General features: G+C 41.0%; 7 protein-coding genes. All 7 read right to left on the bottom strand.

Annotated elements, in window-relative coordinates:
• Positions 1 to 47: 47 nt before the first annotated feature.
• Positions 48 to 1,949, bottom strand: a complete 1,902-nt coding sequence (locus DW182_RS18755) for a family 43 glycosylhydrolase (protein ID WP_370449831.1) — start codon at positions 1,947 to 1,949, stop codon at positions 48 to 50.
• A gap of 95 nt (positions 1,950 to 2,044) precedes the next feature.
• Entirely contained in the window at positions 2,045 to 3,541 is a 1,497-nt protein-coding gene (locus DW182_RS18750) for a family 16 glycosylhydrolase (RefSeq protein ID WP_118216545.1), read from the bottom strand.
• Between the two features lie 15 nt (positions 3,542 to 3,556).
• A complete protein-coding gene (locus DW182_RS18745) occupies positions 3,557 to 4,447 on the bottom strand; it encodes a discoidin domain-containing protein (protein WP_118216544.1) in 891 nt (296 codons plus the stop codon).
• A gap of 27 nt (positions 4,448 to 4,474) precedes the next feature.
• The gene (locus DW182_RS18740) at positions 4,475 to 6,148 is read right to left on the bottom strand and encodes a RagB/SusD family nutrient uptake outer membrane protein (RefSeq protein ID WP_118216609.1); all 1,674 of its coding nucleotides are present in this window, start codon (positions 6,146 to 6,148) and stop codon (positions 4,475 to 4,477) included.
• 40 nt (positions 6,149 to 6,188) lie between these two features.
• On the bottom strand, positions 6,189 to 9,209 hold the full coding sequence (locus tag DW182_RS18735) for a SusC/RagA family TonB-linked outer membrane protein (RefSeq protein ID WP_044532555.1): 3,021 nt from the start codon (positions 9,207 to 9,209) through the stop codon (positions 6,189 to 6,191).
• A gap of 39 nt (positions 9,210 to 9,248) precedes the next feature.
• Entirely contained in the window at positions 9,249 to 11,162 is a 1,914-nt protein-coding gene (locus DW182_RS18730; RefSeq protein WP_082074120.1) for a RagB/SusD family nutrient uptake outer membrane protein, read from the bottom strand.
• A 32-nt stretch (positions 11,163 to 11,194) separates the two neighbouring features.
• Positions 11,195 to 14,329, bottom strand: coding sequence for a TonB-dependent receptor (locus tag DW182_RS18725; protein ID WP_118216543.1), 3,135 nt, complete (start codon positions 14,327 to 14,329; stop codon positions 11,195 to 11,197).
• Positions 14,330 to 14,590 lie beyond the last annotated feature (261 nt).

The raw sequence follows: 14,590 nt of genomic DNA, 5'->3' as shown, positions 1-14,590 counted from the left end.
CTATAAAATGCATAATTTTCAGGAAAATCTGGTCTTTTCCATCTTTTCTACTGCTTCTGATATACCCGTACATAGTCTATTTCATAGCGCATGGGGATTCCTTTATCATCAATCTCTCCACCGTTTATGCCACCAAGAGCTAAGTTCAACAAAAGATATTGAGGCTTGCGGAAAGGGTTCGTCCCTTTTCCGATGGTGCCATTCACAGTTTCGCTCAAAGGAATTTCATTCAGCAATTCATCATCCAGATAGATTTTAATGGCCGTTTCATCCCAATCCATACGCCAGATGTGAAACTTATCCGCCCACGCCGGATCTTTATCTGTAAAATGAGTAAAAGGAATCGCTTTACTATTCCATTTGGCATTCCACTGTCGGTCAGTTCCCCAAGCGGCATTTGCCAGAATATGCGGTACGCCTTTGATGCGATAATATTCCATGATGTCGATTTCGCCACACGAAGGCCATTCCATACCGCTGCCCAATGTCCAGATAGCAGGCCATGCCCCTCCGCTCACAGGAATCTTGGCGCGAACCTCGAATCTGCCATAAAGAAATTCTTTTTTACCGGACGTTGTGATGCACGAGGAAGTGTACTCGATAAACTCCCGCTTCTTCCGCCAATCGTTACTTCCGGCCTCATACCAGGGATTTCTACGCCCTTCCTCTTTTCGCGCTTCAATAATCAACTTTCCATCTTTGCAGTAAGCGTTGCCTTTCTGATACCACTGGGCTTCTTCATTGCGTGCAAAACCATTATCATAGCTCCAAACAGTTGTATCCGGAAGACCATCCGTATTAAATTCATCACTCCACACCTGTTTCCACTCCGATTGTCCGAGCGGATTCATCTCATCCGTCCACTCAATAAACGGAACATCCTGTTCATCAAACTGTATAGGCAGCCAAATGTGTCCGGAATACATCAAGCTCTTCGGCTTCCAGACATCAGCCATAAATATAAAACGGTTCTCCGGTAATTCCAATACAAATGTACTTTGTCCGCCAAAGGTTTTCTCACTGTTCCGTCCGCGGCACGGATTAGGATGTTGCTTCCACGGTCCCCAAATGGAAGACGCTGAAAACATACGGGCTTCATTAGGATCCCAACCGGTACATCCGGAAGTTATCATCCAATACATATTATCTTTCTTGAATAGGGTCGGCGCTTCGTTATGTCCACCTGGAAAGATACGGATATAGCGTCCTGAATGCTGCAAATAATCATCTGTCAATTCTGCAATATGCAGAGTCAGATTTTCCTCGGAAGAATAAATGTGATAAGCTTTGCCATCGTCATCCACAAATAAAGTCATATCACGGGACATTTGTCCGCCTTCTAAATCGCGCTTCACAAAAAGTCCTTGGTTAACAGCCTTGTACCACTCCGGAGTCCACCACTTCTTATATTTCTTCATATTCCATGTCAGCTTCCGGTCTGCTTCAGACATATTTTCAGGATAGATTCCGGGGTTCACCCGCCCGGAACGAACAAAGCGGTAAGGTCCCTCCGGTCTGTCACTGACAGCCACAGCCGCACGAGCGGGTCCATAGCCTTGGCCTTTCAGTTCCAGATGGAACCACATTACAAATTTCCCGGTCTTCTTATTATATATCACTTTGGGGCGCTCCATGATGCAACCACGTTCAATATCGTTTCCAGATTCTTCGGATACAGCAAGTGCTATGCCTTTGTGAGTCCAATTCTGTAAATCGGAAGATGCATAACAGTTCACTCCCACTTCGGTAGTGAAACCGTTCTCGGGGCGATGTTCGCCAAACCAATAGTACAGACCTTCATGGAACAAGATGCCGCCGCCATGGGCATTGATATAGTTTCCATTGCTATCTTGCCACAATTTATTGTTAATATTCTGAGCCTGCACAGCAAGGCAACCAGTCAGCAATACTAATACTAGCAGTACTTTATTACGAATATATTCCATCATCCTATTATTTATTACCTTAAAAAAACAATATATCCCGTATTATCCAAAAGTTAATAAGACCTCAGACAATACGGGATATAATTGATTTAATTTATCTACTTATTCTGATAAACCCGTACATAATCAACTTTATACTCCAACGGGAATTTAGAGATTGCCGGCGTACCGCCATTTCCACCCAAAGCAAGGTTCAAGAAAATCTGCTGTCCGAAACCTTCACCGTCATTACCGGCATCCTTGAACGGATTCCTCCACGAACCTCTCCACCAATCATTCAGTCCACCACTACCATTATTTGTCTTGCTCAAATCTATCTCATTCATCAATTCGTCATCCAAATAAAGTTTGATGTAATTATCATCCCAGTCCATACGCCAAATATGATACTTCTCAGCCCAGTTAGCATCCTTCTTTGTAAAATCACTTAAAGGCCGATTATAGGAATCCCATTTAGCACTCCAACGAGTATCACTTCCCCAACAAGCATTTGCATGAAGACTTTGTACCCCATTTACAAAATAGTATTCCAGAATATCTATTTCGCCACCCAAAGGCCATTCCCAACACCAGCTATCCTTACTGCCACCAGTAGTCCAAATAGCAGGCCATGCACCTGATTCTGTCGGTATCTTAGCCCTAACAAGCATCGTGCCTTTTCTAAATCTATATTCTTTCGTAACAATGCTACTTGAAGTATACTCGGCATACTCACGGTTCGTCTTCCAATCACTGCTGCCCGCCTGGTAATTAGGATTATCTACCCGTTCACGCTTTCCTGTTATAACAAGAACCTCTCCATCGCATACCCCATTCTTATCCGAATACCACTGTAACTCCTGGTTACGTTGGAAACCTTCCTCAAAACGCCATACATCTGGATTAGGAACACCCTCATAATTGAACTCCTCATTCCAAACGAGTTTCAAATTATCAGATAACTCTTCAGGAGCCGGATTCGGATCAGGCAAATACTCAGGACCTGTTTCCGGTGCCACATACTTCACTTGAAAGAAAAGCATCAAGCTGTTAACCTTATCATTGATTGTATACGAAGAAGAATCTACAATTTTCAAAGGCAACACAAAAGTCATATTCCGTTCTTCTTTTTGTACCAAAGATATCATTTTTTCCGAATAAACTAATAATTCCAAATCATCAGATAGCTTAGTGCCAGCCAACAATTCCAATTTATCCGATGGCAATAGATAAAACTCTTCAGGCAACAGCTCCGCTTCTTTATACTTTTCATAAGCTCCATCTTCTCCCGCCTTGGCTTTAGCTATAACTTTCGACAACGAATCTTTATTGACTATCAGATTCACAGTAGCATTCTTATCTGCATTCCTATTCTGATAGAGTGCAATATTTAACTTGTATGAAAAGTTATCAGCCTCTTTATTTGATTTACTTAGTTCTGTGAATAAATTACACTCTCTACCATTCCATAGTTCACTTGCCTGCTTCAGTTCTAACAGATTAAGTCCAAGGCCTCCTTTGTAGGTAAGATCATATCCATCATCACAACTATAAAAACCGATTGTGAAAATAGCCATGTAAACGGCTGCCAACCATTTTATATTATTTTTCATCATTGTATATCAATTAAGTTAATCTAAAGGTACTGTCTCCGGATCATATACTTCTACTTCTACATCATAGAAATAAATCTCCCCTATATGAAAATAATTCTTATTCAAAGAACTTGAGATAACATTAAATCGGAAATATTTAAATTTTTTCCCGGCTATCACATAATCAGAAGAATATCTGGTAGCTTTTGTTGCCGGCAATCCACTTAAGACTGTCACTGTTTCCCAATTTTCTCCATCATTACTGATCTGAAACTCTGCCGCTGTAGGATAACCGTCTGTATTAGACGTATTACGGGTCCAATATCCAAAAGCAAAATTCTCATGTTCTTCCTCAAAAGCGATCTGTATATAATGAGGCAATGGGCTTTGAGGACTATGCCAATTTGAATGAAAGAAAGTCTCCGGGTTTCCATCAACCAAATGGGCATATTGCCCCTCACTTGCATCCGGGTAATTACAAAGCAATTGTTCCTTGGTCAACTTTACTTCCTTACGCGACTTCTCTGTCATCGTAGCCGGAGCTGCTCCCGACTTAGCTTTCACTTCCGTCACTGCACTACCTTGATTAGCAACATTAAAAGTCTGAAAAAAGAAAGAATAGTCACCAAAGCGGGCACGTGTATTCTCAACCAACAACTCAGTCGTATTTTTCGACACCAGTTTACATATATCTTTTTTCTGTAGCGGATCATTATACCTGATCTGCATATAAGCAAAGTCTTCTTCAGGAGCTGTCCACGTCAGCTTTATCTCTCCCGGTAATGCTTCGGACTGAACTGCAGAAGCACTGATTGCAGCAGGTGCAGCTGTAGAACCCATTATTTCAAACGGCTCAATCTTGTCATCACAACCAGCCATACCAATAAGTGCAGAAACGACAATGATATATTTCAAATTAAATTTCATATTCTTAAAGTATATAAATTCAACATTCTATTTTATCTCCCAACCCGGATTCTGCGTCAGGTTCTTATTCTTCCGGATCTCAGAATCCGGTATCGGGTAGAAATACATCCTATCATCCCAAGTCAACGGCTTCGTTGTCTTCTTGTATGCGAATGAGTCATCACCCAACTTCGTTATTTCCATTCTGGCAATAGAAGTTACTCCTCCTTCTTTCCAACGACGGATATCCCAGAAACGATGTCCTTCAAATGCCAGTTCTACCATACGTTCACGCTTGTAACGTTTCCAAAATTCATCTCCACTGATACCTTTGGGCAACACAGGCATGTTAACACCTGTACGAGTACGTATCTTATTTACCGCATCACGCGCTGTTAAGAAGAATTCATCGGTTGCCATTTCAGCCGAACCTAAATATTGAAAAACGGCTTCTGCATAATTCAGGTAAAATTCTCCCAAACGGAAAGTTATCCAACTATGGCGTTTACCACCTGTACCAGAACCTGCACTAATATCAATGCTGCCATCCAAGTATTTTTTCAAATAATATCCTGTCGGTGTGGCATACGAAATCGGTGCACCGTTTCTTCCACCTATATAAGTTTCCAACGGATTAGGATTGGAATCAGGCCATTTGTCGCCATTACAAGCAATAGTCATTTTGAAGCGCGGGTCTCTTCCCTCATAGGGATTCGCAGGATCAGGCTCTCCACCATTCTTCATTTCATAAGCATCAACCAAGGTTTGCGTTGGACAGTTCCCTGAATTGGCATTCTCCATACCAATAGGAAAGTTATCATATTCCGGTGAACTTGTATCCCCCACACGACGAGCAAAAATCACCTCAGCAGCCTGATAATTATTAGTGCCCCAAAGATCTGTATATTTACCCAGGACTATACCATTCTCCATACAATAGTCAATAACATCCTGACTGAACAATGCGGCTTGTCTCCATAACTCCTTGTCTCCACTTTCATTAAAAAGTTTACTGGCCCGATAGAGTGCGGCACGCGCTTTTAAAGCCAAAGCAGTACCACGGTTTACACGTCCAGTTTCAGGATTATCTCCACTAGCCGCATCTCCTTCAAGATTTTTATAAGATACCGGAAGCTCAGATGCCACAGCATCACATTCGCTTATTATAAAGTCAAATATCTCAGAAGCTGACGTACGTTTGATAGAATTAGCCTCAGCCTCAGTTAATATCTCCGTAGTAAAAGGCACATCACCATAAGCACGAACCAAGCGGAAATAGAAATAAGCACGCAGCAGGCGAACTTCATACTGATAACGGTTGAAACGAGTCATTTGTGCCTGATAATCTTGAGTGAAACGCAAATCATAAAAGTCCAGATCTTTAGCTTCCTTCAGAAAATAATTTACTGCACGGATGCCGGAATAAATTCCCCATTGAGATTTAGGGTTCATTGCCGTCCAGTTACCATTGGTATAATCCAATACAGAAGACCAGGTAACCGCCATCTCGGCCTCATCGCAAGCAGAAGCCAATGAATTTATACTTGGAAGATCGTAATCAAGATAGGAATAGATATTATTCACAAATCCTGCCGTACGCCCAAAATCAGAAAAAACATGCGTATTGTCATAATTGGTATATTCATGATAATCCATCTTGTCGTTACATGCCGACAGGGAGACTGCACAAATAATGCCGATATATATATTTCTTAATTTCATATTCATTACAGTTAATAAGTTCAAGATTCCAAAACATAGTTTAAAGTCCTAAGGACAGACCGATATGTACTGAACGAGTTGCCGGCCACTTATTATCCCCCATTGCTTCAGGATCTGTCAAGTCAATGCTGTCAATGCTAAACAAGTCAACACCCCGCACATATACTTTAGCCTGTTTCATTTTGATTTTGCTTAACCAAGCAGCCGGGAGTTTGTAATAAACTTCACAATTGCGCAATTTCAAGAACGAACGGTCAGCCAACCATACAGAACTGGCATATTGTGTATTGTTATCCACCACTTCAGTACTCAACCGCGGAAAACGAGCCGAAGGATTCTCTGGCGTCCAATGATTGTCGTATACATACTTCGATATGCTAGTATTGTTAATCAACGGCATATATAAGGAAGAAGAAAGTTGTGCCGTGTAGTTGCCCACGCCTTGGAAATATGCATTAAAGCCCAATCCTTTCCACTCCAGTCCAATATTAAATCCATAATAGATTTCCGGGCAATTATAGTTATACCCCATAGGAATCATATCATTTTCATTAATCACGTTATCACCGTTGATATCTTTATATTTGATATCACCCGGCTTCACCGGTCCAAACTGTTGTGGAATACTATTGGCAATATCAGCATCATCAACAAAATAGCCAATAGCCTGTAATCCCCACACTTGTCCTACCGGCTTGCCCGTCTGATACAAATAGTCGTATGCACGGGGTTCTTCCAGCATCTCCTTTATTTTGCTACGGTTATACGAGAATGTACCACCGGCACTAAGTTGGAAATCACCAATTTTCTTAGTATAATCCAAACCGAACTCAACCCCATGGCTATCAACTACACCTGCATTTAGATACGAACTACCCACTCCTAATACAGCCGAGTTCTGTCCGGCAGCACTTACCCAAATATCTGAACGTCTTTCATAAAAGCCGTCTACCGTCAGGGTAAGCCCTTTCAACATGGATATATCCAAACCAAGATTATATTTATAAGCTTTTTCCGTGGTTCCGTTTAAAGATGGTAAACGTCCTTCTGCCCATCCACCGTCACCATTAAAATTATCTTGTATCGGATAACCGTTAGCACCGCCCACAACCGTATTCCAATATCCATTAGACGGTATATTATCAGTATGGATAATACCAAATGATCCACGCAGCTTCATAAAATCAATAAAACTCTGATTCTTCATGAAGCCTTCATTCGAAATAACCCACGCCAATCCAACAGTAGGCGCCACTCCCCAACGACTATCAGGATCCAATCTATTCGAAGCGGAAGTAGTCAATGTGAAATCAGCAAAGTATTTATTGTTATAACCATAATGTGTATACCAAGCAACATTCTGTGTATACAAAGTGGTATTTACTCCATTCTTGTTATCGAACTTATAAGTATAGAGTAACATAGAGTAAAGATCATGCTTTCCAAACTGACGTGCCCAGTCCACATTCATCTGAAAATTGAACGAACGGTGTTGCCAGTCAAGTTTGGCATTATCACCGGTCACGCTTCCTACAGTTCCTCCCTCAAAGTCATTGAACTCTACCGGTTTGCCATTCTCCCATTTAGTTACGGACTGCATACCATATTTGGCACTTTGCCTGTAATCCTCCCAATAGGAAGCAATGTTATCATATCCAATACGAACGGATGCGCCCAAGCCCTTGGTTACAGAGGATAAATCCTGCTGCAAAGCCATATCAGCATATAAAGCACGTGTATGTCCTTTGGTATATCCACGTCCTTGAGCCAAGTAAACCGGATTCATGCCACCGTCCCAAGTAGAATTACCACCCCACAGACCTTTTTCTGTCCGTATAGGGAATGCTGCCGAAGGAACAGTGAAAATTTTACCTATCAGGTTCTCACCAGCTGAAGCCGGACGGCTAAATTCATTCAAAACTCCCATGATATTAGCTTGCATACGAGTCTTAGGGCTTAAATCAATATCAAGGTTAGAACGGAAGTTTGCCTTTGAATATTTATTTTGAGTGGAATACCCCTCATTGGCATTGGCATTTTTAATAAAGCCTTTATCGTTCTGCAAGTTCATCATAGTGAAGTAACGCATCTTAGTAGAACCTCCACGGAAAGTCAATGTCGCAATGTCTGATGCTCCACGGTCGCGAAATACTTCCTCTGCCCAATTTACATTAGGATAAAGATACGGATATTTGCCGCTTTGAAAAGCGTTCAGTTCATTTTGTGAGTAACGGGGAGCTCTGCCATCATTACCTAAAGCTTCGTTCACAGCACTTGCATAAGCATAGGCATCAGCCATTTCCGGAATACGCGTCTGCGTATTGAAAGAATGATCATAAGAAAAATTGATCTCGCGTGTACGATACTTACCACGTTTCGTGACAATATTAACCACACCATTGATACCTCTATATCCATAAAGAGCTACAGCTGCGGCATCACGTAACACAGAAACAGACTCAACCTCCTCCGGAGTAATATAATTCAGTGCATTCCAATTGTTGTCACGCTCCAAACCATCCACCAGCAAAAGGACGCCATTGTTGTTATTCAAAGTCTGTAGTCCACGAATCGTCATAGAAGGTATTTGCTCCCATATATTAGCGGTTTTTTGCATCGTTGTCAAGCCAGTCACGTTGCCATAAAGAGTATTACCGACATTCATAGCCGAACGATTGTTTATTTCTTCCGCATATACTGTAGATACAGCTCCCGTAGACTCTGCCCGATTCTGCTTTAACCCCAAGCCATACTCTACATTTTCTGTGGAGAAGTCCATGACAATAGTCATTATCTTATTTTCCGTAACAGCAGCTAACTTAGTAGCATCATTCCAAGTTAAGACTTTTATTTTTTTACCTTTTTCAGCAGCTATTTCAAAGCGTCCATTTCTATCGGTAGCGACCTGCACTTGCGGATTGCTTTCAACAAATACCAGTGCCCCTTCTACAGGATTACCTGCCTTGTCAACCACCTTGCCTATCACATTGCCATCTTGAGCAAAGCCCTTCATGCCTGCACAAGCCAACATTGCCAAAGCTATTATCTTATATTTTTTCATATTATTCTTTCTTTATTAATTGAATGTTTCCTACAGCAATTAATTCCAACCCGGATTTTGCGTCAACCCATATTCTTTATTTACTTCTGATGGTGGGAAAGCAGCCAAATACCACTTCGGACTGAAATTGTTCCACCAAGAACGTGCAATATTCTCCAAAGCAAAGACTTCATATTTGAAATTCGACGGTTTATCAGGGAATTCACCGGCATTCCCGTCCGTTCCACTCCAAGGCTTGTCGCCTCCACCATCGTTACGGTAAATACGTAGACCATGCAAAGGCTTCTTGAACAAATCATCACGTTTATAACGGATCATATCGAAGAAGCGTACATCTTCCAATCCAAGTTCACAAGCTCTTTCACGAAGAATCTCTTCAAGTAGAGCTTCTTTATTGGTCATCAGGTTCTTACTCGGATTACAAGCGTTCAAATCACCCAATCCTACACGAGCCCGTACCTTATTTACATTAGCAATAGCAGCGGAAAAATCTCCCTTTGCTTGCAGACAAGCTTCAGCATATATCAAATAAATTTCCGCCAAACGCAAATAAGGCCATTCCAAATAATTTCCAGCCAAACTTCCTTTACCTTCCTTGAAAAACTTATAACAACGGAAACCTGTAGCCCCCTGACCTGTTTCAAGACGCGAGTCGCTAATATTTTCACGTCCTCCAACCCACATCTCCGCTGCATGGTCACCATAGCGAGCACCATTTACCAACATAGTTTCATAAAGACGAGGGTCGCGATTCGGTTGGTTATAATCATTATTATAGAAGAAAGGTTGCGCACCTTCTTTCAAATAATCATCAGTGAAAGGCTTTCCATCATTCATAGGGAACATCTGCATATATTCCAACGTCGGAGTATATCCGCCAAACGTCACCCATTCACCCCAATAATACCACCAATCCCAGTTGTACTTGCCGATGATACGCGTAGAGATAAGCAATTCCGTATTCGTCTCGCGAATGAAATAAGCTTTATTAAAAGCTGAACGATATGCAGCAGGAGTTGCAGATTCCGGCTGTATCAATGAATAGAAACCACTCTTATTCAATTCCTTAAAGAAATCATCACAAGCTGTCCAACAACGATTCCACCACTCTGCATTATAACCACCAAACCATGCTTGCTTATTATCAATAGCAATCTGCGGATTTTCATTACAATAAGGTTCGTTATCATTAAACAATGGGCTGGCAGCAAACAACAATATTTTACACTTCAACCCCATGGCAGCCGCTTTCGTAAAACGTCCTTGCCAATTTGTATCATCAGCACCCAAATCCCATGGCAACACACCGGAAGCTTCATCCAGCAACCTCACCATAAAGTTCACAGTTTCTTCAGCAGTAGCACGTGGTATTTCATAAACAGCTTCTACTCCATAAGTTTTCTCCACAAGTGGCAAGCCACCATAATGACGGAACAAATCAAAGTAACGAGATGCCACAATCACTTTCGCTTCAGCAGCTAAACGGACTTTTTCGGCATCATCCATATCAGGTACGCGCCCCACATTTTCGACAAACATCCACGCAGCCCGAATTGCTTCCCAACAGTTCTCTTTCTTATAATTGAACCGGGTCTCACTTGTATCATCTTCATCACTGGCTTTATATCCGCCCGAATAATATTTACGATTCACACCATCCCAAGAATTGTGACTGTGCCAACAATCAGACAATGTTTCAAACATACCTGTATTCATCTTACCGTCCACATCATTCCAGTTCGTAGCAAGTCCATAATATAATTTACTATATGTTTTCCACAGGAATGCACGCGCATAATCAGCTTTTCCAAAAATAGTATCCTGATTCATATCACCTGTATCAGGAGCCTTTTCCAAAAAGCTATCACCAAACTTTATCTGATCAACACATGACGAGAAGAGAATTGACATTCCCGCAAATGTTGCTATAAACCATTTAGTCAGTTTTTTCATATTCTTAATTTCTTAGTTATAAATGAAAAGGATTAAAATCCTACTTTCAAACCAATATTAAACACACGAGTCAAAGGATAATTAGGACGGTCGCTCTGACGAGATTCTGGATCTCCCCACTTAAATCCGGTAAAAGTAAGCAAGTTATATCCATTCACATACATCCTGCAATTCGTCAATTTCAATTTCTTCATGAAAGGGAAATCGAAATTATAACCAATCTCCACATTCTTCAAACGCAAATAACTTGCATTCATCAGATACAGATCAGATCCTCTGTAATTATTATCAGAATGCGACTTTGTTATACGGGGAAATTTTGCCGTAAAAGTATCCTCAGAAGAGCGCCAAGTATTTTCATATTGATAGAGTAGCAGACCTTTATTCTGAGTATCACCTAAGGGCTGTCTGAACTCACTCAACATACGATCCACATTCCACGCACCGGTCCATTGCATGGAGAAATCAAATTTTCCCCAAGAAAACCCGGCACTAAGTCCGGCCGTATATTCCGGAACATCGGTGTAACCAAGATCACGGGTTGCATCATTGCCATCCAGTTTGCCATCATTATTCAAATCGACATAGACTGCATCTCCCGGCAATAGCGTTATACCATGGTTAGCAATGGGCTGGCCAAATTCTTCCTGATAACGCGCATCGGCAGTCTCGTCGTAAAATCCCCAGAACTTATACATTGAGCGAGCACCAATACGTCGTCCAGTCTCATACATCCAAGGTTCGTTCTTCTTCACTTCATTCTTATATATAATCTTGTTTTTTGCATACGACATATTGAATGTAGCCCAATAGCGGAATTGATCATTCAGTTGATCATTCCATTTCACTTGCAGCTCATAACCTTTATTCTCCACTTCACCTACATTAACCAATGGAAGCACCATACCTAAAATACTTGGCAAATAATCCGGTCTGGAAAGAATGTCCTTACGTTTTTCAATAAAATAGTCAACAGAGAAACTTAAACGATCATTCAGCACATTAAAATCGATACCATAATTTTGCTTCAAAGAAGTTTCCCATTTTGAATTCGGATTAGACTGACTGGCTTCATAAGCGCCCGGTACCTTATTATTTACATTCTGACCAAAGAAATACCCATCGTTACCACCGTAACTATATTTACCCGGCAAATATATGAAACGGTCAGAACCATTCTTATCATTACCCACAAGACCTACGGAACCACGTAATTTCAAATAGCCTATAGTCTTTTTCAAAGGAGCAAAAAACGGCTCCTCGCTAATAACCCAACCTAAAGAACCGGCAGGAAAGAATCCATAACGGTTCTCTTTTTTAAAGTTCTCAGATCCATTATAACCTACATTGAACTCGGCCATATAGCGCGTCTTCCAATCATAAGTTACACGACCTACCAAACCGACATATCCAGAGGGGATATAAGTATAAGTTCCACCAGGATAATATCTCTTCGATTGGTTATAAAGTGCAAGGGCTGACACGTTGTGATCACCAAATTTACGGTTATAGTTCAAAGCCAGCTCCATATACCAGTCACGTGCTTTTCCAAAATCTCCGTCACTGTAACTCATCTGAGTATCCGATCCTTCCTTACGGTAAGTAATAGCCCCATCATCATCAACAAGAGGCACATAATATGCAGCCGAAGAGCTACCTTTCTTTGTATTTGAATAAGATGAATTATAAGCGCCTTTCAATTTCAATGAAAGTCCTTTCGTTATAAAATCCAATTTCTGATTCAAAGCTAAATCAACATTCAGCACATTGGTTGTTCTAGTTCTGAATCCTTTACCATAATAAGATGCCAAACCATCTGTTCCCGGTTTAGGTACAATATCCGGATTAGTTATCACACGTTTTCCATTTATAATACCGGCACCGGCAAAGGGTACCGCCCAATAAAGCTTACGGAACAGCTGATTCTGATCTTCATCAGATTCCGGAGTACGCTTCGTTTCAATACGTCCACCGATATTGACGGACAACAGTGTTGTCTTAGTTACATCAAAGTCAAGATTGGCACGATAGTTATAGCGGTCATAATTGAAATTAAAATCATTAGTAGCACCCAATTGCTTAAACATACCTTTCTGATTAAAGAAACCGGCTGACACGAAATAACGCATATTGCTAGTACCACCTGATATATTCACGTTATGTTGCGATTGGAGCGCAGCCTTATTCATACAATAATCAATCCAATTAATATCAGGGTAAAGTATCGGATTCGTATGATCACGGAATGTAGCAAGTTGTTCCTCTGAGTATATGGGAGAACCTCCATCATTCGTTTGCCACATATTTACATAGTCAGCATATTGATAAGAATTGGCAAACTCCAATTCCTTAGTCCGCACATTCACACCGGCAGAAGTAGAAAAAGAGATTTTAGCTTTTCCCTCCGCACCACGCTTCGTAGTAATCAAAATTACACCATTGGCACCACGCACACCGAAAACCGCCGTAGCCGAAGCATCCTTCAACACTGTAATACTCTCGACTTCATTAGGGTCAATCTGCGACATATCGCGCTCCACTCCATCCACTTGAATCAGCGGAGAGGCCGAACCCGTAAACGTTGCAATACCACGCACATAAATATCTGCCGCATCAGCACCCGGCTCACCTGAATACTGAACAGATGACACACCTGTTACTTGTCCGGACAAAATGTTAGAAATAGAACCTGCCGGCGTCTTTAACAGTTCATCTCCTTTCATTGAAGAAATGGCACCTGTTACTGACACCTTCTTTTGCACACCGTAAGCTACAACTTGAACCTCGCCCAGCATTTGGGCATCTTCCTCTAATACTATATTAAGACTAATACCCTTTTTAACAGAAACCACTTGTTCCTTATAACCTATAAAACTGATTTGTAACTTACTCCTGACAGGGACATTCAGACTAAAATTGCCATCAATATCGGTAATAACACCGGTAGCTGTACCTACCACCATAACATTAGCACCAATAATCGGCTCACCATTTGCATCCTTGACTGTACCAGTCACTTTTACCGTATTTTGCAGTACACCCTGTGAAGAGGGAATCTCTTCACCATATCCTTTTAAAGGCACTGCTAATAACAATAAAATTGCAATAGAAAATAATCGACAAAGTTTTTGCACTTGCCATTTACGAAAAAAGTCATGCTTTTCCATTAGCAATAATTTTAAGATTAAACATTAATTAACAACACATTCATTACTTATACAAGTAAGATCAATTATTCTTTTTCATTCTTGATCGCGGCACAAAAGTAGGGGAGCAAAAAGCAATACACCCTCTAGAATAGCCCAAACAGATGCTAATTTGTTTCATGACACAATTTTCCACATAAAATGAAACATTATTCTACATAAATTTTCAAATGTGAGAGCGTTTTAAAAGAAATGTATAAAACGAATAAACGGGTAAGCAAC

The organism is Bacteroides sp. AM16-24 (assembly GCF_003471885.1).
Taxonomy (GTDB): Bacteria; Bacteroidota; Bacteroidia; order Bacteroidales; family Bacteroidaceae; genus Bacteroides.
This window is presented reverse-complemented; position numbering and strand designations above follow the sequence as displayed.

Excerpts from the sequence above, each read along its gene's own strand:
- DW182_RS18755 (WP_370449831.1), bottom strand. The coding sequence starts at position 1,949 with ATGATGGAATATATTCGTAATAAAGTACTGCTAGTATTAGTATTGCTG.
- DW182_RS18750 (WP_118216545.1), bottom strand. The coding sequence starts at position 3,541 with ATGATGAAAAATAATATAAAATGGTTGGCAGCCGTTTACATGGCTATT.
- DW182_RS18745 (WP_118216544.1), bottom strand. The coding sequence starts at position 4,447 with ATGAAATTTAATTTGAAATATATCATTGTCGTTTCTGCACTTATTGGT.
- DW182_RS18740 (WP_118216609.1), bottom strand. The coding sequence starts at position 6,148 with ATGAAATTAAGAAATATATATATCGGCATTATTTGTGCAGTCTCCCTG.
- DW182_RS18735 (WP_044532555.1), bottom strand. The coding sequence starts at position 9,209 with ATGAAAAAATATAAGATAATAGCTTTGGCAATGTTGGCTTGTGCAGGC.
- DW182_RS18730 (WP_082074120.1), bottom strand. The coding sequence starts at position 11,162 with ATGAAAAAACTGACTAAATGGTTTATAGCAACATTTGCGGGAATGTCA.
- DW182_RS18725 (WP_118216543.1), bottom strand. The coding sequence starts at position 14,329 with ATGGAAAAGCATGACTTTTTTCGTAAATGGCAAGTGCAAAAACTTTGT.